Annotated in this window: 17 protein-coding genes and 1 pseudogene; 9 read left to right on the top strand and 9 right to left on the bottom strand. The window is 56.2% G+C overall.

Features of this window, described 5'->3' with window-relative positions; all coding sequences use genetic code 11:
- Positions 1–163: 163 nt before the first annotated feature.
- Both AC1DNK_RS25620 and AC1DNK_RS25625 read right to left on the bottom strand, forming a co-directional pair.
- On the bottom strand, positions 164–535 hold the full coding sequence (locus AC1DNK_RS25620) for a response regulator (RefSeq protein WP_477943926.1): 372 nt from the start codon (positions 533–535) through the stop codon (positions 164–166).
- On the bottom strand, positions 532–2,949 hold the full coding sequence (locus AC1DNK_RS25625) for a PAS domain-containing protein (protein ID WP_477943927.1): 2,418 nt from the start codon (positions 2,947–2,949) through the stop codon (positions 532–534). The genes AC1DNK_RS25620 and AC1DNK_RS25625 overlap by 4 nt, the downstream gene beginning before the upstream one ends.
- A gap of 259 nt (positions 2,950–3,208) precedes the next feature.
- Between AC1DNK_RS25625 and AC1DNK_RS25630 the strand changes: the two genes are divergently transcribed.
- From AC1DNK_RS25630 to AC1DNK_RS25660, 7 genes and pseudogenes are all read left to right on the top strand, one after another.
- A complete protein-coding gene (locus tag AC1DNK_RS25630; RefSeq protein ID WP_477943928.1) occupies positions 3,209–3,634 on the top strand; it encodes an organic hydroperoxide resistance protein in 426 nt (141 codons plus the stop codon).
- Positions 3,635–3,688: 54 nt separating this feature from the next.
- Positions 3,689–4,477, top strand: a complete 789-nt coding sequence (locus AC1DNK_RS25635) for an SDR family NAD(P)-dependent oxidoreductase (protein WP_477943929.1) — start codon at positions 3,689–3,691, stop codon at positions 4,475–4,477.
- Between the two features lie 41 nt (positions 4,478–4,518).
- A complete protein-coding gene (locus tag AC1DNK_RS25640) occupies positions 4,519–4,761 on the top strand; it encodes a hypothetical protein (RefSeq protein WP_477943930.1) in 243 nt (80 codons plus the stop codon).
- A gap of 1 nt (position 4,762) precedes the next feature.
- Complete coding sequence (locus tag AC1DNK_RS25645) at positions 4,763–6,745, top strand: ATP-binding protein (protein WP_477943931.1); 1,983 nt, start codon at positions 4,763–4,765, stop codon at positions 6,743–6,745.
- Positions 6,742–7,116: a response regulator gene (locus AC1DNK_RS25650; protein WP_477943932.1), complete on the top strand. Its 375-nt coding sequence runs from the start codon at positions 6,742–6,744 to the stop codon at positions 7,114–7,116. Before AC1DNK_RS25645 ends, AC1DNK_RS25650 begins: the two co-directional genes overlap by 4 nt.
- A gap of 74 nt (positions 7,117–7,190) precedes the next feature.
- Positions 7,191–7,954, top strand: a pseudogene (locus tag AC1DNK_RS25655) (IS5 family transposase).
- Between the two features lie 80 nt (positions 7,955–8,034).
- Positions 8,035–8,763: a response regulator transcription factor gene (locus tag AC1DNK_RS25660; RefSeq protein ID WP_477943933.1), complete on the top strand. Its 729-nt coding sequence runs from the start codon at positions 8,035–8,037 to the stop codon at positions 8,761–8,763.
- A 1,022-nt stretch (positions 8,764–9,785) separates the two neighbouring features.
- On the opposite strand, the gene AC1DNK_RS25665 is transcribed toward AC1DNK_RS25660, so the two are convergent.
- The 4 genes from AC1DNK_RS25665 to AC1DNK_RS25680 all read right to left on the bottom strand — a co-directional run bounded on the left by AC1DNK_RS25665 (position 9,786) and on the right by AC1DNK_RS25680 (position 13,691).
- Positions 9,786–10,709: a LysR family transcriptional regulator gene (locus tag AC1DNK_RS25665; protein ID WP_477943934.1), complete on the bottom strand. Its 924-nt coding sequence runs from the start codon at positions 10,707–10,709 to the stop codon at positions 9,786–9,788.
- A 202-nt stretch (positions 10,710–10,911) separates the two neighbouring features.
- Positions 10,912–11,754 carry a haloacid dehalogenase type II gene (locus AC1DNK_RS25670; RefSeq protein WP_477943935.1) on the bottom strand — a complete coding sequence of 281 codons (843 nt, stop codon included), beginning with the start codon at positions 11,752–11,754 and terminating at the stop codon, positions 10,912–10,914.
- A gap of 202 nt (positions 11,755–11,956) precedes the next feature.
- Positions 11,957–12,661, bottom strand: coding sequence for an alpha/beta hydrolase (locus AC1DNK_RS25675; RefSeq protein ID WP_477943936.1), 705 nt, complete (start codon positions 12,659–12,661; stop codon positions 11,957–11,959).
- A gap of 283 nt (positions 12,662–12,944) precedes the next feature.
- Positions 12,945–13,691, bottom strand: coding sequence for an SDR family oxidoreductase (locus tag AC1DNK_RS25680; protein WP_477943937.1), 747 nt, complete (start codon positions 13,689–13,691; stop codon positions 12,945–12,947).
- 700 nt (positions 13,692–14,391) lie between these two features.
- Here AC1DNK_RS25680 and AC1DNK_RS25685 point away from each other — a divergent pair.
- Positions 14,392–15,402, top strand: coding sequence for an AAA family ATPase (locus AC1DNK_RS25685; protein ID WP_153793785.1), 1,011 nt, complete (start codon positions 14,392–14,394; stop codon positions 15,400–15,402).
- Between the two features lie 3 nt (positions 15,403–15,405).
- The gene (locus AC1DNK_RS25690; protein WP_112445735.1) at positions 15,406–17,886 is read left to right on the top strand and encodes a S8 family peptidase; all 2,481 of its coding nucleotides are present in this window, start codon (positions 15,406–15,408) and stop codon (positions 17,884–17,886) included.
- A gap of 86 nt (positions 17,887–17,972) precedes the next feature.
- On the opposite strand, the gene AC1DNK_RS25695 is transcribed toward AC1DNK_RS25690, so the two are convergent.
- The 3 genes from AC1DNK_RS25695 to AC1DNK_RS25705 are packed head-to-tail and all read right to left on the bottom strand — an operon-like array spanning position 17,973 to position 22,602.
- Positions 17,973–19,313 (bottom strand): reverse transcriptase family protein, encoded by a 1,341-nt coding sequence (locus tag AC1DNK_RS25695; RefSeq protein WP_112445737.1) that lies wholly within the window; start codon positions 19,311–19,313, stop codon positions 17,973–17,975.
- A 31-nt stretch (positions 19,314–19,344) separates the two neighbouring features.
- Positions 19,345–20,571: a phosphoribosyltransferase-like protein gene (locus AC1DNK_RS25700; RefSeq protein ID WP_112518742.1), complete on the bottom strand. Its 1,227-nt coding sequence runs from the start codon at positions 20,569–20,571 to the stop codon at positions 19,345–19,347.
- 57 nt (positions 20,572–20,628) lie between these two features.
- Positions 20,629–22,602: a UvrD-helicase domain-containing protein gene (locus tag AC1DNK_RS25705; protein WP_477943938.1), complete on the bottom strand. Its 1,974-nt coding sequence runs from the start codon at positions 22,600–22,602 to the stop codon at positions 20,629–20,631.

A 22,602-nucleotide genomic window follows, 5' to 3' on the forward strand; every position in this document is an offset into this window, starting at 1 on the left:
AGCTATTCAGATCATGGCGACGGCACCAAATATATTGAACGATGGTGTCGGCGATACTAAAGCATTGCTTTTGACATCGTTTGAAGGACGGCCGGCTTAAGACGACCGTAAGCTCTGCATGACATCGGCATGTCGTGCAGAGCATACGTCCCCGCGAGGAAAATTAGGATCTGCCAAAGGCCGCGTTGAGAGCGGCAAGCAGGGCGATGTCCGTGAACGGCTTGAATAGGCATTCTACTGCTCCGCGCGCCATCATCAAAGGCCGAACGTTATCGTCGCCATGGGCGGTGATAAATATGATCGGGATTTCCATCTCGTTTCGCCTCAACTCTTCCTGAAGCTCCGGACCCGACATTCCTGGCATTGCAACATCAAGGACGAGGCAACCGGTCCTGCCCTGATCCTCTGAGGCGAGGAACTCTTCTGCGGAAGAGAATGCTCGCGCTGCAAAGCCAAGCTCAATTATCAAGTCCGGCAGAGAATCCCTGACGGACTCGTCGTCATCGACGATGGAAACAAGCGGATATTCGATCATTGCGGATGCCTTGAGACGTCTACGAGTTTTAACGGCGGAATACGAACGATGGTCCTGCCGACGGATTCAGCGCTCTCCGAGATTGGCAAGGAGAAGGAGAACGTCGCTCCGGGGCCCTGATTTGGTGTTGCAGACAGAATTCCGGAGTGACTTTCAATGATTGAACGACTGACGGACAACCCCATGCCCATTCCGGTCTCTTTAGTGGTGTAGAACGCCTCGAACAGCTTTTCGAGATCCTGCCATTCCAAGCCAGCTCCGACATCCTGAACGGAGAGGTCTACCCTGTCGTCTGCTTGATGTCGGGTCCGAATAATGAGCTTTCTGGGCCGGTCATGGATCTCGCTCATTGCATCGCAGGCGTTGAGCAGCAGATTGAGGATAACCTGCTGCAACTGCACTCGATCCCCCGAAACAAGCGGCAGCTTGCCCGCGAGATCGGCTTGCAAATTCACCCGAGCACGCTGCAGTTCGCTCGATGTGAGCGCAATAACTTCCCTAGCGGCTTCGTTGAGGTCTACTGGTTCTGTCGTGGTGCCCTTTGTGCCAAAAAGCGAGCGCAACCGGGTGATAACATCGGCTGCACGATGACCGTCACGAATGGACCGTTCGGCGGTCCTGCGCGCGCCCTCGATGTTCGGTGGGTCGGCCGCCAGCATGCGCAGGCAGGTGCTCGCGTTGGTGACGATTCCCAGCAGGGGCTGATTGACCTCATGGGCGATCGATGCGGTCAGAACGCCAAGTGTCGTGACGCGTGCAACATGAGCCAACTCGGACCGGGCGCGTCCCAGAGCTTCTTCGGCCAAATGGCGCTGCGTCACATCCTGGATCGCGCCGATGTACTCGAGCTGACCATTTTTGTCGCGAGAGCCGTGAGCCACCAGATGAAGGTGCTTCACGGACAGATCCGGCATCTGCGCGCGGTAAAGGTAGTCCAGGTCATCGGCCGGACCTCGCGCGATATCGATCATCTCCTGAAGAATGGGAAGATCCTCGGGGTGTATGCGTGATGCGATGACGTCGAGGGTAATTGTCTGAAGCGGATCAAGTTCATAGATGACGCAGGTCTGTTCGGAAAACTCCAATGTGTCCGCCGCTACTCGCCAGTACCAGCTTCCGGTCGAGCTCAGGTGTTGCGCTTCGCGCAACCATGCCTCGCTTCGCTTGAGGGCCGCTCCGCTCTGCAAGCCTTCGACCGCAATGCTGGCAATATGCGCAAACTGTTCAATCAGTTCACGGAGGACTGAGGTGGGCGTGCTTGGTTCCCTGTGATAGATCGCGAAGGCGCCTAACGCCCTGCCGGTCGATGATGAAATCGGGGTTGACCAACAGGCCATAAGGCCGTGTTCCATAGCGACAGGGCACCAGGTCGGCCAGCGCGTTTCGGTGCTGATATCCTCCGAAGTGACTTGCTCTTTCAAAAACGTCGCCATCCCGCAAGGTCCAGACTCGGCGTTGATCGGTCTGCCGATTAGGGCATCAATAAATTCGGCAGGGATACTGGGAGCTGCACCCTGCTCAACGCGCTGTCCGCTCTGGTCCGCCAGGATAACGCTACAGTAGCAGCCGTCAGCAGTGCTCTCGACCAGTCGGCAAAGCGCATCCAGCACAGCGGGTGAAGAGTCACCTCTTGCGACCATTTCTAGCAATTGCTTCTCGCCGAACAGCAGTGCTTCCGCGCGTTTGCGGTCCTCGATATCGGTCTGCAGAAAGTACCAAACGGAGATCTCTCCATTTGAGGCTCGCAACGGGCATCCTTGCGTGTGAAACCACCGATACGCTCCGTCTGCGCGCCGGAGACGAGCCTCGAAATCGTATGGCTGTCCTGATGCAGCAGAGCGTTCCCACCTTTTTAATACCTCGGGGCGATCTTCGGGGTGAAAAGCCTGGCCAACCGCACGCCCGCGCATCTCCTCGCTTGTGGTGCCGAGATATTCAAGCATGTGCCTATTGGCATGTTCGACGTGACCGTCGGGGGATAAAAGGGTGACTATTGACGGCAGCCCATCGACGATCGAGCGATAGCGGTCTTGGAGTTCGCGTCCAATCGTCTCGGTCCGTTTTCGGTTGTCGATATCCGAGTTTATTCCACACCATTGTATTATCTTGTCGTCCGGGTCGAGGAGTGGATTGGCGCGAATGTTGAACCACCGATGCACGCCGTCGAAGCGCCGCATACGCGCTTCAAATTCTCCCGCTTGGCCTGATACGACCATACGCTCCCAGCTTGCCAGGAATTCAGCCAGATCCTCGGGATGAACACACGAATGCCAACCGGTGCCTAGTGCCTCCTCACGCACCAGGCCGGTGTATTCAAGCCAGCGTTTGTTCAAAAAGTCGGCTTGACCATTGGGATGAGCAGTCCAAACCAGTCCGGGGAGCGCGTCAACGACATGGCGAAGCGGGTTGTTCATGGCAGTCCTTTCAGGACTTCTAACGAACACCATGCAGCCAGTACGTGCAAAAGTCCATTGTCCTAAGGTATCGGTTTAGATCCGTTGAGCCATCCGCAGAGCGCAGGTCATCTGAAAACGTTCTAGCCCGGCGTTGCTGCACGCTCACGCCGACCAATGCGATGGTATCGTCGATACTATTGTACAATGGTTTCCAGGAGAGTTCTGTCTGAACTTACCCGCGCATTTGAGAACAGATGCCGAGAAAGGGAGACAAATAATGGATACCGCGACACAGATTGAAAAAGTCTATTACACAGGCAAGACCCACACGACGGGGGGCAGAGACGGTGCGTCTCGCAGCTCCGATGGGCGGCTCGACGTGAAGCTTTCGTCCCCCGGCACGGCGGGGAGCGGCACCAATCCGGAACAGCTCTTTGCAGCGGGCTGGTCGGCATGCTTCGAAGGTGCAATGGGGCTTGCGGCTCGCAAAATGAAAATCGCCCTGCCAGCCGACCTCGCGATCGACGCAGAAGTCGATCTTTGTCTGGTTGATGGTCAGTACTTCCTGCAGGCACGTCTCAACGTTAGCCTCCCTGGACTTGACCCGGAAATGGCACGTGCCGTCGTAGACGCCGCCCATCAGACATGCCCGTATTCCAAAGCCACGCGTGGCAATGTTGACGTGGTTATCAACGTGGTTTGACGCGTTCGCTGGATCCCAATCGATTGGGATCGCCTGACGCTAAAGGAGCTTATTGTGAAACACACCGTGATGGGAACCGCGTTAATCACCGGAGCGTCGACCGGCATCGGAGCGGTTTATGCCGACAGGCTATCAAGGCGCGGTTACGACCTGATCCTGGTTGCAAGAAATGCTGCGAACCTAGAAAAAATCGCTGCTCGAGTTCGGACCGAAACAGGCCAAAAAGTTGAGGTTCGGGCGGCGGACCTGACCAACTCGGACGACCTCGCGAGCATTGAGCGGTGTATTGAAACCGATGCCTCGATCACTCTGTTGGTCAACAATGCAGGGATTGATCTGAACGGAGGGTTGCTCGACAACAAAGCCGCCGAACTAAAACAATTAATCGACCTCAACATTACCGCGCCAACGGTATTGGCCGCCGCCGCAGGCAGAGCATTTATGGACCGGAAGGCAGGTGCCATCATCAACATAGCTTCGGTACTGGCATTCGCCCCGGAGTTCTTGGATGGCGTCTATAGTGGATCGAAGGCGTATCTGCTCAATCTCAGCCTGTCGATGGCTTTGAAGATGACAACCGGGAACGTTCAGATCCAGGTTGTCCTCCCAGGAGCGACGCGAACCGAAATCTGGGAGCGCTCCGGCAAGGACGTCGACGCCATCGTTCCAGAGGCAGTCATGGATGCGGGGGATCTGGTCGATGCTGCCCTTGTTGGATTTGACAAGCGTGAGGTGACTATCCCACCTCTAGCGGACGAACGGCTCTGGCTTGCGTACAACGAGGCTCGTTTGGCGATGGCTCCTTATTTGTCGAAAAAAGACGTTGCCCCGCGATACCAATAAAGAAGAAAAAGGGCGTTCGAGCTCATTGCAAACGTCCGTTCATGTTTACCAGATCCGGCAACGATTTTGCCTTCATCTTCCGCATCCCCCAAGGTTTTGCCTTGTCGCTGGAAAACCAACACTATGGTGCCATAGACAACAGAGAAATTCGAGCGCAGACTTTCACATGGCTAGTGGGCACCGCACTTGCGAAGACGCCGCCCATGCCCATGAAATACCGCCCGTTGCGCCTGCTGTTTCGCGAGGGTGTGTCACACCGCCTAGCAAGCCCCAAAGGATACTAATGTGATCGACACCGTCGCAAGAAGGCCGTGGCCCAGTTATGTGGCTAAGGTCTCGGCGGTTCTGATGATCACGCTCGGCGCTATCGTTCTCTTGGGCTGGACTGTCAAAAGCCCGGCTTTGATACAGCTCTCGCCCACTCTGCCGCCAATGACGCGAAACGCCGCATTGTGCTTCGGATTATGTGGTGTCGCCCTTCTGACTTTGGCGATCGATGGTCCTCGTTGGGCTGTGTTCCTGTGCGCTGGATTGGTGACTTTTGTCAGCATGACGACAATCATCGAGATCGTGTTCCGGGTCGATGCCGGTATCGACGAACTGCTCGGCAGCTCCTTCATTTCGGTGAACCTGAGAAGTCCCGGAAGAATGGCTCCGCTGACAGCAGTCTGTTTCGCGTTTAGCTCCGTGGCGCTGATGCTGGCCCCCAGTACATTCACGATCACATCGTCCCTCTTGGTGGGCCTGGGTGGCTCAATCGTCACTGCCTTCGGAGCGGCCGCAGTTGTTGGCTACTGGGGTGGGGTGACCCTCGCAGCCCTCCATACTTCATTCGGTCTCGTGATCCTCGGCGTGGGAATGCTTGCGTTGGCTTGGCGGGTTGAGGCACATCCCATGCCAACGCCGCCATGGCTCCCCCTCAGTGTCGTGATTGGAGTTTTGACGGGTATCGTCGGCCTATGGCGAGCGCTCGTATTGGGAGGGTATGCGCCATTCTCCATGTTGCCGACGGTGGTATTGGTCGTCGGGTGCGTGGTCGGGCCTATATTTGGTCTGACGGTGTTCCTCGCGCAGCGAGGACATGCTCAGGCCGCCGCCCTGCGCCGGAGCGAAACCTTCCTGGAGGAAGCCCAGCACTTGAGCCGGACGGGTAGCTTCTCCTGGAACGTGTCTACCGACACTGTCACATTCTCAGCCCAAGCTTATCGGATCTATGAGTTCGAAGCTGGCCCCATATCTTTCGCGAGCATCGCGAGGATGACGCATACCGACGACATGCCCCTTTTTCTTGATATGGCCGGCCGCGCCCGCCGCGGCGAAGACCTGGACGAGGAATATCGCTTGCGCATGGGCGATCAGTCGGTCAAGCACCTGCATCTCGTCGCCCATCAATGCGGAGCCAACGAGAATTTCGAATACATAGGGGCGATCCAGGACGTCACGGATCGGCAGCTATCGGAGGAAGCGCTTGACCAGGTGCGTTCCGAACTGGCGCGTGTTGCTCGGGTGACCAGCCTTGGTACCCTGACGGCTTCAATCGCTCATGAAGTCAATCAGCCGCTTGCGGGCATCATCACTAACGCCGGAACCTGTCTCAGGATGCTGGCGTCGGACTCCCCCAATGTGGAAGGTGCACGCGAAACAGCAAAACGCACGATACGGGACGCAAACCGTGCGTCCGAAGTCATCAAGCGATTGCGCGCGCTGTTCGTCAAGAACGCCGCCAACAATGAACTGGTGGACCTGAGCGAAGCGACGCGGGAGGTGACCGCACTGTTATCGAACGAGCTCCAAAGAAGCCGAGTGTTGCTTCGAACCGAGCTCGCAGACGCGCTTCCCCCTGTCCTGGGAGATCGCGTTCAATTGCAACAAGTGATCATGAATCTTCTGATGAACGCATCTGACGCCATGGTCTCCGTTGACGATCGTCCGAGACAGTTGGTGATCACGACGACCAGAGACGATGACAATAGTGTGCGATTGACGGTTGAAGATGTCGGCGTCGGCTTCCAGCCTGACGAAGCGAACAGACTTTTCGAGGCGTTTTATACGACCAAGAACCGCGGGATGGGGATCGGCCTTTCCGTCAGTCGCTCCATCGTCGAACGGCACAATGGTCGCCTTTGGGCGGTGCCCAACAGTGGTCCTGGTGCCACCTTCTCATTCGCCATACCGCATTCCGTGGAAAGTTCTCCCGGTGTCGGCAACTGTGTGCGCGACCGGATAGCCGGACGGCCAAACGGACAGCATGCTGCAGGAAAACTATGATGATTAGGCCACCACTCGTCTCGGTCGTCGACGACGATGAGTCTATTCGTGACTCCTTGCCCGACCTTTTGAGGGAATTCGGTTTTGCAGCCATGGCGTTTTCGTCGGCGGAGCAGTTTCTCACGTCCGGCCATGTCGATGAAACCCGTTGTTTGATCCTTGACATCTCCATGCCCGGAATGTCCGGCCCTGAGTTGAAGCGAGAGCTTTCCAGGCGTCAACAGCATATCCCTGTCGTGTTCATCACCGCCACGGGTGACGAGAACGCGCCGCCAAACGAAAGAGACCTGGGAGAGGCCGAATGCCTGTTTAAACCCTTCAGTGACACTGGCCTTTTGGCAGCGCTGAAGGCCGCGTTGAGAGTGAACTAGGCCCTGCACTCATAAACGGGGTTCACACGCGGGCATGGCTTTGATTCAATGAGGCTTTGATTTGGAGGCCTCAGATGACCCGTCGCCGGTTCGACCTGACTGATTTCGAATGGAGCATTATCCAGCTGCTTCTTCCTAACAAGCCTCGCGGTGTCCCGCGAGTTGACGACCGGCGCGTAATCAACGGCATCTTGTGGCGATTTCGGACCGGCTCGCCCTGGGCGGATGTTCCTGAGCGCTATGGCCCCTACACAACCTGCTACAATCGTTTTGTTCGTTGGCGAAAGGCGGGTGTCTGGGACCATGTTCTGGAGGAGGTCTCAAGGGCCTTCGACGGCGATATTGTCATGATCGACAGTTCCTGTGTCCGCGTTCATCAACATGCGGCCACGGGAAAAAGGGGGATCAAGACGATGGCTGCATGGGACGTTCCCGCGGCGGCTTGACGACGAAGATCCATGCTCTTGTCGATGCAGATGGCCGTCCAATTGGCATCGACCTGACCCCAGGACAAGTGCACGACAGCAGGGTCGCCGAGCCAATGCTGAAGGATATCGGAAAAGGTGCCATACTTTTGGCAGACAGGGCTTATGATACAAACGCCCTTCGAACCTTGGCAAAAACAAAACGGGCCTGGGCCAATATTCCAGCAAAGCGAAACCGCAAGGAGAGCTTTCCGTTCAGCTCATGGGTATATCGGCAGCGAAACCTCGTCGAACGCTTCTTCAACAAGCTCAAGCAGTTCAGAGGGATTGCCACTCGATATGACAAGGACCCCCAAAACTTCCTAGCAGCCGTAAAACTACTCGCCACCCGCATCTGGATCAGGTCGTTATGAGTCTACGCCCTAGCGATTTGCTGCGCCGAAGATGAAGTGATAGTTTCGATCCGCGCATGACAGTGAAACGAGAAGTCACCATGCCTCAGATGGAATCAGCTCCTTTAGTGCCGGTCGTGTATGTCGTTGATGACGACATTTCGGTTCGCGAATCCCTTGAGCCATTGATCGCTTTCGAGGGGTGGAAGGCGGTGATGTGCGCATCGGCGAAGGAGTTTCTGGAACAGCAGCGCACGGCCGTCCCAAGTTGCCTTATTCTCGATATCTCTCTACCCGATCTCAACGGGCTCGACCTGCAAGAACAGATTTCAGGGGATCGGACCGAGATTCCGATTATCTTCATCACTGGGTACGGCGATGTGCCGATGACAGTGAAGGCGATGAAGGCCGGAGCCCTAGAGTTTCTGATGAAGCCGTTCCCTGATGACGTGCTGATCAATGCGATTCGATATGCCCTCGACCGAAGTGCCACCTCACTCGAGGATAAAAGTGCGCTTCAGTCCATCAGAGACGGACACTCTTCCCTGAGCCGCCGCGAACGAGAAGTCATGGCGCTCGTTGTGGCAGGACTGCTGAACAAGCAGGTCGGATTTGAACTCGGAATCAGCGAGATCACAGTCAAGGCCCACCGCGGCCAGGTGATGCGCAAGATGAAGGCGCGCTCGCTACCCGACCTGGTGAACATGAGTGCGCGCTTGCGACTGCCGGAAACGCAGAGCAGCAAGGTGGAACACCCATCGAGTCTCACCGATCCAATGGTGTCGGGGACACCATCGTCCAATAGATCGGCACCCAAGACTGTGACCTGATAGCGCATGTGTTCCGCATCTCATGGAAACATCTTCGATGTGGGGCAGGCCTGCCCTCGAAGTCCATCTCGACGGTAAACCGGACAAAGGTCATTGGTGACCAATATTATTCCATCTCGAAGCAGATCGGGTCAGAACCCAAGCATTCTTCGCAGATACCACAGCAGTCCTCATCGAATTCGCACTGTAATTTCGCTTGCCTACAACAGTCACAGATGACGGTTCTCCCAGCGAGTAATCGCTGAGGAGGCATGATTTCCACGATTGGCGGCACGACACTCTCAACGGCAGGTTCTGGCATTCCAACCTCCCTAATTAGGCTACTGATATTCCTTGAGATAGTGACGGCATGACCGCTCTTCCAGATGTCAGATATCGATCCCGATGGAGACGATGCAGCCAGTTTGCGTTGCTTGCGCATTGTCATGCCACCGAGCCATTTGTGATCGAGCGCGGTAGGTCGTCGAATACTGTGGAGCGACACGAACGAACGAAGAACATCATTGCCATTTATGCGCGTGCACGCCTATGCCGCACTTCCAAGAGAAGCTACAGGCCGCGCATCGAATGGGCCTAGTCGGTGTATCTCGTGGGGAGTTTTGTGAGGTCGGTCGACGTATGCTTCAGATCGCGTGGGATGCCGACCTGCATAGTGATTAACCCCTGATGTCACCTCGGTCCCGAAACCACCACTTCTGCTTGATCACTGCCCTGTGTCTGCTTTCAGGAAACGGCGGAACTGATTTGAATGACCGAAATGACGGCGCAAAGCCAGCATAGCCATGCACTTCGCCTTGAAGAGATTGGAACCTACGGCATGCCACTGAATTCGGCTAAATGCTGAAAATTTCGCCCGAAAGAACACTCTCAGCGGCCGAACTCGCAAGGACTGTGCTGTTTCTAGCAAGCGATGAGTCGTATTCCACAACGGGCGACGAACTGATTGCTGATTATGGTTGGACGCAATTCTACATCGGCAACAACCCGTCATCTCGACTCTATTCGCAGATGGCGGGCGGCCGCTATTCCACCGGAGGAACGCGCCCAAATTCGGCAAGCGCTTCTCGCAGTTTAGGCACAGCGAAGTCAACGAAACGACGTAGCTTCAAAGGCATGTTGTTTCGGGTAAGATGGACGATGTGAACCGGGATCGGTTCGACTTCATACTCTTGCAAGATATAGGTCAGCTTTCCCTCTTTGACAGCAGCGTCGGCGTCGTGCTCCAGCACGACCGTTGCGCCGATGCTGTCAATTGCGGCGTCGACAGCAGCATCCGGCGACGATACCAGCAGCCTGGGCACCTCAGCGATCGTCGAAATCTCTCCTGTATTCCGGTTGCGAAAATGCCAGGGCGAGAGGTTGGGGCTATCGAAGACGACGCAGGGATAACCGCGAAGGCCTTCCGGTGATGCCGGCTCCCCCCGCCTTCCCAATAGCTCCTTGCTGGCGATCGTCACCACGCGCAGGCTTCCAACTCGCGTTGCGACAAGGCTGCTATCCCGCAAGCGACCAACCCGAACCGCCACATCGGCATGAGAATCGATGAGATCGACGTTTCGGTCGGACTGCAAGAGCCGGATTCTTATCTCTGGGTAAAGCGCTAGAAACTGATCGATAACCGGCAGCACCCGCAGGCGCGCGACTTGTACGGGCGTGGTGACGACAAGCTCGCCTCGTGGAGCTGTAAATTCGCCAGCGGCACGACGCTGCTGCTCATCGACCTGCTCCAGAATTTGTTTTGCCGCCTCAACGTAGTCAGACCCGGCATCTGTGAGTTTCAGCTTCCGCGTCGATCGAACTAGCAGCTTCGTACCAACGAGTGCCTCGAGGTCGTTGACATTTCGAGTGAGTGTGGTGACTGGAACGCGCAGTTTTCTTGCAGCAGCCGAGAGACTCCCTTCCTCGACGGACGACACCAGCATCGCCATAGCTTCCAGCCGATCCAAATCACTCACCGTAAACGTTTTGAAGTCGCGATCCTAGAGCAGAAAAACTCCCGAAGTTCAAGAAAGGGCCGCACAAGGCGAGCTTGCCAACGCTGATGACCTTCTGATCCCCGACAATCAGTTGGATCAGGGGTGCTTTAGTCCGTTCAAAGCTCGTTATAACGACGGGGACCGACTTGGATCTTGCCGATAGCCCCAGAGCTTACACGCCTGCCAGACTGGCCAGTTCGACGAGGCTCGTAGCGAAGATATCGATGGATGGGTCGAGCGCAATGTCGACCTTCCCGCCCGGTCCGGTCTCTAGGGGTCGAGGAACGAAGGCCGTCTTAAAGCCAGCTTCTCTTGCCGCCTTCAGATCCCACTTATGCGCAGCGACCATCATGATCTGCTCCGGTTTGAACCCGAGGTAAGTGCATGCCGACTTGTACACGTCGGGATCCGGCTTGTAGGCGTGAATGAGCTCTCCGGTCAACACCGCGTCGAACAACAGCCCACCACGCTTGGAGAGCGAGATAACTGGCGCCATTCCTGCGTTCGACAGCGCCGAAACGGTAAACTTGCGCTTCAGCCGACCGATCCCCTCGACGCAATCATGCCAGGGCTGCATCTGCCCCCATACCGACATCAGTTCGGTGCGCTCGATCTCAGCGATGGCGTCCGTCAACTTGCGTTGATCGAGGACAGTATCGAGAGCATGCCGGTAAATCTGTCCAGCGGGTGCCCATGCCTGTGTTCCAGCGACGATCGACTGGATGGTGGCCGAGGCACCGGCGACCCAATCGAGGAGAAAGCTGTGCCAGTCGATCGACAGCCCGCGTCGCCTCGAAATATCGCTGCTGATGCGCATGAACGGAGTATAATAGTCGACGACGGTGCCTTGGATATCAAAGGTCATGGCCTTGATATCGTTGAATGCGGCGGAGACTTTTACAGCCCGCTGCGAAGTCCTCGAAAATGCAGGAACGGTAAGCGCCGATATCGCGGCAACTGTAAGGAGTCTGCGGCGCGTCGGCGAGAAGCCGGAGCCGGTGGATCTAATCGTCATGTTGAAAACCCCGAGAGTGAATGTTTCAAAGACCCGTGTAGACACGGCAGATCTACGTCGCGACATGAGGCGATATTGGTTGCTGGCCGAAAAATCACTCTTGCGAGCGAGGTCGACACCAACAATGCCATGCCGATCCGTAGGCGCGAGGAAGACCGCCGTCAGGCGATCTCCCTACAACTAATGAGGCGAAGGCAAGTGGTCAGCGGCTCTGTACGGTCGCGGCCGCTTTGCGAATGACTTCGAGAACTACGTCAGGCTGTGAAACCATGGGTACATGGCTGCTGGCCACCTCGGTAACATCCGCGCCCATGCGTTTTGACACCCAGCGCTGCAGGTCAGGATGCACAGTGCGGTCCTCAGTAGCCAGCAAATACCAGCTCGGCTTGGTCTTCCAAGCGATCTGGTCGGCTGTCAGCTTCTGCTGGCCAATTAGTTCTGCATTCGGTGCGAACTGAGTCGCCCAAACCAGCTTTTGCTCGGCCTCTGACAGGTCGCCTGCAAGGGACCCAGTCCCGCTCGGCCGCAACCAAATGCGATTGTCTTCGATCTCGAGGTGGTTGAAAATTTCAGACGGATATTTGTTCAACTGACCCTGAACAGTCTCGCCGGCGTCAGGAGCGACCGCAGTAATGTAGACCAGGCCGACAACCCGATCATCCATTCCCGTACCGGTAATTACGGCGCCGCCGTAGGAGTGACCAACAAGCAGAACAGGACCGCCGACGCGGTTCAAGGTCCGCTTCACCGTCGCCAGATCCTCCTCGTAGGAATCGAGACCGTACTGAACGGAAATCACCTCGTGGCCTTCAGCCTGAAGTGCGGGAATGACTTTATTGAAGCAAGACCCATCGGCCCAGAGGCCATGGCAGAAAGCAATAGTAACTTTGGATGATGTTGTAGACATAGTAGTTTCTTCCTTATTTGGCCGCGGGTTTGCCAATCGCCTGCCGACGCTGCGCCCTAGCGCGCGATTTCTTGAAACTGTCGCATGATTTTTGACTTAGGCAGCTCATCGATTTCGCCGTGCCGCACGTCGCGAAGCGCTGGCTGATTTGGGGCGAATTATCGATCTCGTCGTGAGAACAAGGGACCCGATTTTAAAGCGCTCGTTCTTTTGAAGCGAGCTGCCCGCCATCACAAAAATACCGAGATGGCGGGCCAGGTAGCCCTGACTTGGCAAACGCAGATCAGAACTGTGTCAAACCACCATCGACCACCAGCTCCGCACCGGTTGTGTATGACGAATCTGCGGACGCCAAGAAGAGAACGGCCTTTGCAAGTTCCGCGGCTTCACCGAAGCGCTTCAGACCGATTTTCTGCGTGATGCCGGCAGCGACTTCCGAAAGGACGGAATCAGGCAGGCCGATCTTGCCGTAGAACGGCGTAGCGATCGCGCCGGGGCTGACGGCATTCACACGGATACCACGAGGCGCCAGTTCTGCGCCCAGGGTGCGGACCAGCGAGCGCGTTGCAGCCTTGGTGGCGGCAAGGATCGAGAGGCCGGGATAACCGATCGCGTTCAGGAACGAGGTGGTGACGATGATGCTGCCAGCGTCAGCGATGATCGGCGCCGTCTTCTGGATCGTGAAGAAGGTACCAGTGAAGTTGAGCGCAATGTTCTCGGCAACATATTCTTCGGTTGCCGCTTCGAGCGGTGCGACAGTGGTGGCGCCGGCATTGGCGAACACAACATCGATGCGACCGAACTTCGTGCGGGTTTCTTCGACCGCACGTTCGATATCGGCGACCTTGCGGATATCGGCGCGAATGAGAAGAGCCTGGCCGTTGAGTTCCTTGCCCGCTGCAGCCAGACGCTCCTCGTTAGAGCCGACCAGAACGACATTCGCACCTTCTGCCTGGAACAACTTTGCAGTTTCCAGACCAATGCCCGACGAGCCACCAGTGATGAAAGCGACTTTATTTAACAGCTTCATTTTAGCCTCCTTGGCTTTTAAAGTTGAATTGTGAAAACGACCGCAAATCCCGCTCGCTGAACCGTTTTGGCTTAGGAGCGGTTTGCTTGGCACGAACAATGCATTTAGTTGGAAAGCTTCGGAATTAGCGAAATCTGGGCAACATCTAACCGAAGGGTGATTAGATGAGGAGTCGCCCCAATCGGCCGATTAGCACCGATACCTAACTATCGTTGACCTGAAAGAAGTGACCTGTGCGGGCTCAATAGGCACTGTCATCCTTTACAAGGATGAGCAACGTTAACTACCAGGGCCACGGATCACAGCGCCTATGGCATGGCATGGCTGCTCGCCTCGAAGCGAGGTTCGCGCCGTCGTGTTCAAAATATCGATAGCAAATCCGTGCACGTCGCAATATCGTGCTCTTGAAGGGGTTCGAACCTTCGACCCGTGCATCCGTTTGCATGAAGTCCTGATTCCAAATGATAAAAAGCTTTGCTTGCAACATGGTCAACGTTCCTAATATGTTCTAACTTCGATCGTCGAAAGCTTGTTGGACAGCTCGAATTGAATGGAGGTCTACCTGCGCTGCGAACGAAGCTACGCCGTACCTGGTAAGGAAATATTGTAGCTTCCGACGCACGATCCCAGTGTGGATGACCTCCGCCACCGCCTTATATTGCCGCCCCGTTTTGTATTAGAATGGCTCAACGAAGAGAGAATGACTGTGTCGAACGCCAAGCAAATCCTTGCCATGTTGCGAAGTCGCGCTGAGGGCGACGATGACCTGTTTTTCTCGATTGCTCTCCAGATCGCCGCATCCGAAGCCCGTCAGGGACACAGGACTACGGCTGATGAAATGCGAGCCGAGGTTGACAAGGCCCGGGCCCGCAAATCCCGAGGAGCAAGTGTTGCCATTCCTCTCGGGGCGCCTCGAGGCGACCTCGAAGGACTTCTCGAGCTTCGCGAGCCACGCTTCAAGCTAAAGGACATGGTTTTGGCGCCGGGATTGCTCGACAGTCTCGAGGATATGATCCGGCAGCAGAGGAAGCGTGACTGGCTGCGGGAACATGGCCGCACTCCTAATCGTCGGGTTTTGTTCGTCGGGCCGCCTGGTTCGGGCAAGACGATGTCCTCTGAAGCGCTGGCCGGCGAGCTCAATCTGCCATATTACGTGATCCGGCTGGAAGGACTTATCACACGCTATATGGGTGAGACCGCAGCAAAGCTCAGGCTAGTTTTCGACGAAACCGCAAAGCGCCGCGGCGTCTACCTCTTTGACGAATTCGACGCGGTTGGCGCGCATAGAACGTCGACGAACGATGTCGCCGAGATGCGCCGAGTCCTCAACTCATTCCTGCAGTTCATGGAAGAGGGCAATTCGACAGACAGCCTCATTGTTTGTTCGACCAATCACCCCTCGCTTCTCGATCGAGCGCTGTTGCGTCGATACGATCTCGTCCTCGAGTTTGAAGCGCCGACGGCCGACCAGATCAAGCAAATCATCGTCAACAACCTCAAGCCGATGTCATCAGCCAGGCTCGGCTGGACGAAAATCGTCAAGGCAGCCGACGGTCTCAGCCAATCCGAAATCGTCCGCGCGGCCGATGATGCAGTCAAAACCGCGATCCTTGATGAACGGAGGACGATTGCAACTGAGGACGTCGTGCAACGTCTTAACCAGCGTCGGGAGATGCGCGATGCTTTCCTCGATGAGAAGCGTGTACACTGACCGATGGCAGGCCGATTCACGCTTCCGCACATTGATGTTTCGGCGCTCCATACCGCAAGCCCCTATACCGGCACAGGAAGCGGTGGTTCAAGCGTCCCGCGCATCCGTGCGGAGCATGGACGCAAACTCAGCCACGAACTGGATGTCGCGCTCGCCGCAATTACTGAACTCAGGGGTGCAGATCCTAGACTGGAACCTGCCGCAGGCGGATACATCGAAGTTGAATTGCGGGCCGGCGCCAGTGCCGACGTTTTAGAATGGAAGAAGCAGGGCATACGCCCAGGGGCGACTAAGGACCGCGACAACGTGCGCACGGTGGCGCTCTATGTTCCGGATAATGCGCGAGAAGCCATCCAGCAGATCCTCGATGATTATCTGTCAGGTCCCCTCTCCCCGAAGGGTAATCCCCCAAATGCCAGTCGCGTAGAGAAAATCGAGGAGATCAGGCGCGCACGCCTTGAAGTCTTCTGGACCGACGACCCTAGTGCTCTGCCCGACAACCCTCAGCATCTGATGTGGTGGGCTATCTGGGCGCATCGCGATAATGAAGCGGCCGTTGAGGACGTTTGCCGCCGGCTCTCTCTGCGTGCCGCCTCCGCCGATCGCCGGCTGTATTTCCCGGAGGCGGTTGTGATCCCCGTTCTCGCGCGCCGCGCAGCGATCGAGTTGATGACCTTCGCAACCGGGGTCGTCAGCGAGCTTCGACGCGCGAGCGACAATCCGGTGTTCTTCCTTGAAGACGCCCAGGAAAGCCAAAACGAATGGGTCGACGATCTCGCCGGACGTATCATATGGCCTGGAAACGAGGTACCTGCCGTCTGCGTCTTGGATACGGGAGTCAATCGCGGCCACTCGCTGATCGAGCCGGCCCTGGCTGCAGCCGACCAGCACGCAATCGACCGTGACTGGGGCGTCGATGATCATCATAGCCACGGCACGGCTATGGCAGGCTTGGCCCTGCACGGGGATTTGACGGCCGCACTATCCGATCGGTCCGAGCGACGGCTGAACCATCGGCTGGAATCGGTAAAGCTCTTGCCGCCGCAGGATATGGACCCGAACGATCCCCACTCCTACGGCGTGATCACCCAGACCGCGGTATCGCTGGCGGAGATCGCTGCACCCGAGAGAAGCCGAATATTCTGTATGGCGGTGACTAACGACAATGTTTCCGGTGCCCGCCCATCAACTTGGAGCGCTGCGATCGACCAAGCCGCGGCCGGCACGATGAATGGAGACGACGACGAGGCTCCGAAAAGGTTATTCGTCATTTCTGCCGGCAATGTCCCAGCCGAGATTGAATACGCTCGGATTTTCCGGCAGGACGATTACCCGGCCGAAGATCCGAGTCAGGCTTGGAACGCCATCACCGTCGGCGGATACACCGATCTCAATCAGATCTCCGACGTGGGCTACGAAGATTGGTCATGCCTTGCCAGCCCCGGAGAACTCAGCCCTTACAGCCGCACGAGTGTCAATTGGGCTCACGCCCGCGCGCCAATTAAGCCGGAAGTCGTCCTGGAGGCCGGTAATCGCGCACTCAGCCCGGCTCGCCGAGAAGTTCTCAGCCTAGATTCGCTATCACTTCTAACCACATCGCCGACAACCGGCGCAAACGCCGTTACCGCGTTTCAGGCGACTAGCGCTGCGACCGCACAAGCCGCGCGCATGGTCGCAAAGCTCACGGCCGAGCACCCAAACTATTGGCCGGAAACCATCAGGGCGCTTGTGATTCATAGCGCCGAATGGACCGAACCAATGCTTGAGCAGCTGAACAGTCCTGCGGGAAAGAAGGACCGGTACCCGCTGATGAGGCGGTTCGGCTATGGGGTACCTGATTTCGACCGGGCGTCGGCTTCGGCGCAGGACCATCTGGCGCTGGTCGCTCAGGCCGCTATCCAGCCGTTTCGTCTGAAAGGTCAGCGAGAATTCAACGAGTGCCACTATTACCAACTCCCGCTTCCAGCTGCGATCTTGGAGGATCTGCAGAACGCCGTAGTCGAGCTCAAGGTCACGCTGTCGTACTTCGTGGATCCCAATCCAGGGTTCTCGGCCAATGTCGATCCACAGCGCTACCAGTCCTTCGGGCTGCGCTTCGACCTACAGCGTCGAGGCGAGCTTGCCGAACGCTTCAAGCAGCGGGTCAATGCCGCAGAGCGCGAGGATGGTGCGCGGGCACCAATTCACGCCGACGATGCCCGATGGATGTTTGGCCCGGGCAGTATTTCGGCAGGCTCCCTGCACTGCGACGTCTGGTCAGGGCCCGCAATCGAGCTGTTGAGCCGTGAGCTGCTGTGTGTGAAGCCAGTTGTAGGTTGGTGGCGCAATCGAGCCGCCAAGGATATCGTCAATCGTAAGACACGCTATTCGTTGGTCGTGACGTTGAAAGCTCCAGGAGTCGAGGTTGACCTCTACACTGGCGTAATCGCCGCGAAGTCTCGCATTGAGACGACGGTTGCAGCCGAAACGGATATCCTGGTCTAGTCTCGGCATCATTGACACCTGGGATGAGGCAAAGCACTTCGCCCGTCCGGTCCGAATAATGCGCTGATCATCTTATCGCGTGAAACCTATGGTTCATCGATCATATCGAAATCGAGCGAAGTTGTTCCTGACTTGGCGCGTTCAATAGGAGGCCATCTGATAGTTCGAAATTGGATAAGGCATTTCCTACCATACTCGGGCTCTACGCGCGTAGCCCATCCAATTTTTCCACGAACTATATGAAACATTCCACCTATAGAGGTCTTATTGGCTTGCGCATGGGTAGCCGGGCCATGATCATCTGAAGTCAGATAATGGAGGTGCTGGCGCAGATCGTCTTTGAACTCCTTCGTAAGACGAGGTCTTTGGCCATCCACAAGCATTCCCAAAACAATCCTCCGCGTTCCTGGGCCACGGATATGGGTCTTCCGTAGGTTCGGCCGAAATCCCGCGGCATTGAGTTCAGTAAGGACTTTCCGCTTAAATCGCTTTATTGATTCGAAGTCATGAGGCTTTCGAGCTGAGAACGTTAGATCATCGGCATAGCGAGTATAGGATATGCCTTCCGAGCTTGCCAACTCCTGAAGTTTTTCGTCTAAGGCGAGCATTGCCAAATTAGACAACATTGGGCTTGTCGGAGCTCCCTGCGGGAGAAAGCCCTCATATCTTGATTGGTAAGCAGGGATGGCAGGCCATCGACGTTCAGAGAGGCCCTCCGGGAGCTCCATGCCTTGCGCTGTAACGGTGGTAAGGCGGGCCAACTCGAAGGAAACAAGGTCCGAAAAGCCAAGATCACGGAATATGCGAGTAATCTTGCCCTCAGTTACTCTGTTGAAAAAATCCTGAATATCAACTTTCAAAAGATAGTCACAGCCGCAGTGAGCTTTCGCTGCAAACTCCGGACGTGACTTTGGATGGTAGGCGTAGCTAGCTGGATGCGACCGCGTATGGCGCAGGATATTCCTTACAATCCAATCTTGTACGGTCTTTAGCTCTTCATTCGGCACGCAAATCAACCGATATCGAGTGCGACCCGGTACGTTTTTTCTCAAAGAAAAAACGCGATACTTTTTCCGCATCATCGAACGTGAGATCACCGAGCGAAGAAAGCCATATTCGACTCCCGACATTGCGCTCAAATGACGCAAAGTGAGAACAGGAGTGACATTGGCGTTGTTCGCTACAATCAGCTCTATGCGGGCTATAGCATTGTCAATTGTCTCATCCTGAACACCGTGACGCTCTGCTTCGTAGCGATAGTGCTGAGGGCTCCATGCTTGCATTACTTTGACCCCATTCGGTGGGTACTGGCGCGAGGCGTACCTAAGACGCCGCCGGTAAAGGCTCGTGCCAGTGCGCAGCATGAAAAACAAGCTACGTGAAGCGAGCATCGAGAATCCGGTGCTCTGGACACCCGTGGTGCCCATCGCCGCTTCCGCGGCGCATTCCTAATCGCTGTCATGGAGCCCTCAGCTGACTCGGATAGTAGAATGGATTCGTATCCGAGGGGAATACTGTTCTAGGACGTAACCGCCTTCTCAATCGCTTAAGCTCCAGCCGGCCTAAAACGGTAAGTCGCCCTTTACCCGCGATCCAACCGGCTGTCCGACAGAGCGTTAGTTGCGAGCCCGCTTCGCGAAGCGGTATCCCCAACCTCGCGGAGACTTCCCTCGCACCGCGCGCTCCATCTTCGCTCGCCGCCAAAATCGCCATGGTGGAAAGCCAAAGCCGACCGTCTGGGGCATCTAATCGTTCTCGCGCGGTCGTAGCTTTGAGTATGCGCTCCGCTCGCTCCCTCAGCAAATCATCGTCATCAATAGCGAAAGCTTCTTGCGCGGCCAGAACAGTACGACCTGGAAATATTGGTTTCCATGAGTTCGCTCTGGTCCACAGGATAGCGGGTGCGTTATTGGGGCAACCATGAGAGAACGAAATAAGAGCTCCACCACCTTTCCATCCAAAGGGATCGCCGCGCCTTGCGGGCGGATATTTTCGACAGAGGCTGTAAGCTAGCTCGCGTCTCGCCCCTCTGAAGGCTGTGTAAAGGGTCGCGGAACTCACCACCGACCGAACCTCGTGAGGCAGAGGCATAGTCTGAAGGCGCCGCAGACCGGTGTCCGTTGAGGCATAAGCGACGACGATAAACTTGATCAGTCCGTACGATTGCCAGCTCCGAAGGGTCGCCACATGCCCAAATGATTCGAGCATCCTATAAATGCGATCGCCCGAACCTATAAGATCGGTTACCAGCACAATGTGGCTCACTCGATCCTTTCGCAGCTTAGTTGGTCCAGGGTGCGACAATGCAACCCGTGGATTCGCGCGGCAGTAAGCCGTTATCAGCTGTGCGACTATGCCTTCGCTGCCAACCTCCTGGTCTTTCGGATTGACGACAATCGGGGGGACGCCCGGACCCTCAGCTCGACCGTGCCGAGAGTTAGGGAAGAATGCAGGAACATCTCCCCACGCTAGTTTCATCGGCCTTTCCGAGTAAAGCGCGATTTTCCGATCCTTGTCCGGTCTCTCTGCTGCAATCTCATCAATGAGCTCGATAATTCCATCACTGAACTTCCGCGAGGAAACAAGTTGAACCTCGTCGAGCACCATTCGCGCAACATCGCGATCCTCTGCCTTGAACTGCTTCAACCATTCCTGCGACGAGGCCAGTCCTGATAATGCACTCATTTATCCCGATCCCGGTATCCAAAAGGCCGATCGTCATCGCTCGTTACGATTACGATATTAGTCACCCTTTGCGAGGTCTACGACCTTCCATCCTTGTTTTTGTGCGATCTCCGCAAGCGCAACGAACTCCGACTTCCTTAGCGCAAGGCACAAGAGTTCCCGAGGTCGTGTCACCGCGACGAAGACATTCGTGGCCGCGGCCAACCCTATTTCGGATAATGGCGCGGCTCCTTCAACTCCGAACGCTGTCGGCAAGACGGTTGCCAGATCGAGGCATGATTGGCCTTTTGCGTGCCCTTTCCAGACCTCGCTTTCCATGACCAAGATACCGTCGACCGTCTTCCCTTTAACCGAATGGATAGAGCCGAGACGGATGGTTGCTTGCGATATTGTGACCTGCTTCGTTGCCTGCCTAGCGGGCTCCACCGCATCCGCCTCTTTACCCCCGACGAAACCACAATAGTCGGACACCTCCCCCGGAACAGCCTGTCCATCGCCTGAGTCAAACATGGCAACCAACGTTCCGCAGAATTGCTTCCAAGCGACCTCCTCCCAAGCAGCGCTGCCAACCAATATGTGCTTGTGAAGAAGCAATCTTATTTTTCGAGGGAGTTCGCCTTCGCGCCGACCAAGGGTCACCCAAAGGTTTCTTGCCGTGATCGGCCCCCCGTTTGAACCGGTCCAACCGCGAAGCCGCGAAAGCTCGGCGATAGCACCACAAAAAATATCCATAACTTCGAACGGTGGACGAGCAGCCGCGTGAAGGAGTGCCGCTTTCTGAAGCTGTCTGCAAAGCAGATTTGCCTCTTTAGCCGTCCCGGCTTCACTGCGATAAGGGGGATAATAATCAACGAGGCTCTTTGGGTGCCAGGGTCCCTTGACCTTCCCGGTGACATTATGCCGTGACGCTACCGCCCAGATCTCTTTCTCCGAAAAGGTCTCGGGCCAATGAGCCCTGGCTTCGTCTGCGAAGGCGGACAGCACCCCGCCAATCGTTTTTTCGTCGAAGACAATGACAACCATCAGCGTACGCTTATCGTCAACGCTCTGAATTTTCTGCGGAAGCTTGGTGGTCAACCGGCTCGCAAAGTCGGCTATCGGCTGCCCGAACCGGCGACTCTCGTCAAGAGGAATACACTGGGGACCTGGTCTCCAGTAGGATGGCACAGGGGCATCGTCTTGGTATAGGGTCTGATTGCCATCGCCGAGACGCTGAAACGCCGTGCCTCCGTCGGCGAACAAGTGCTCCAAAAGCTTCAATTGCTTGCCGTTCGTGTCTTGTGCTTCATCCAGAATGACAAGAGGGAAGCGGGAGCGCAGCCGCTCTGCAATTTTCGGGTTCTCTTTAAGAGCACGCAATGCGAGGGCAGTCATATCGGCGTATCGATAAAGGCCTTTCTTCACCATGGATGCTTTGAGCCTTGCAAGCGCTTTTCCGCAGTCTGTGTCGGCGCCGTGTTGCCCTTTTCTGCGATGGACAGCCAGCGACTCAGGCAATTCCGAACCGGCCACGAAATCCACATCTAGATCTAAGCCCCTGATCCATGAGTCTACCATCGTCGGGGCTTTTTTTGCTTGCGCCTTTAACTCCCAATAGTGAGGAAGTGCTCGAGCCGCTTCCGCAGCAAAGACATCATCATCAATGCGCCGGATCGGCCAGCCAAGACCATGCAAATAAGGTAACGCCAGGAACTGGTTGACCAATGCCGTCACGGTTCCTGTGAAATGAGGATACGCCATAAATTGCGAAGCTGTCGGGTGGCGCGAGATCTGCTGCTCGACTTCCGTGCGTGCGGCATTAGTATGAGAAATAATGCACACGCCTTGGCTTCGGCTGTCCCAACTTCGCGAGAGGAGAGCTAGCTTCGCCGCCAGCAGCGTGGTTTTCCCATTGCCGGGTGCCGCCTGCACGTCACAGGAGGCCATGCTCGCAAGAAAATCCGAACGACTCTTGTCCGTGAAGTCGCAGCCACCGAGCTCGGCGCCAAGCTCGGCAAGAAGTTCGGGGGTAATTGGCACGATTTCCAGCAC

The organism is Rhizobium sp. 01N424, assembly GCF_056399485.1.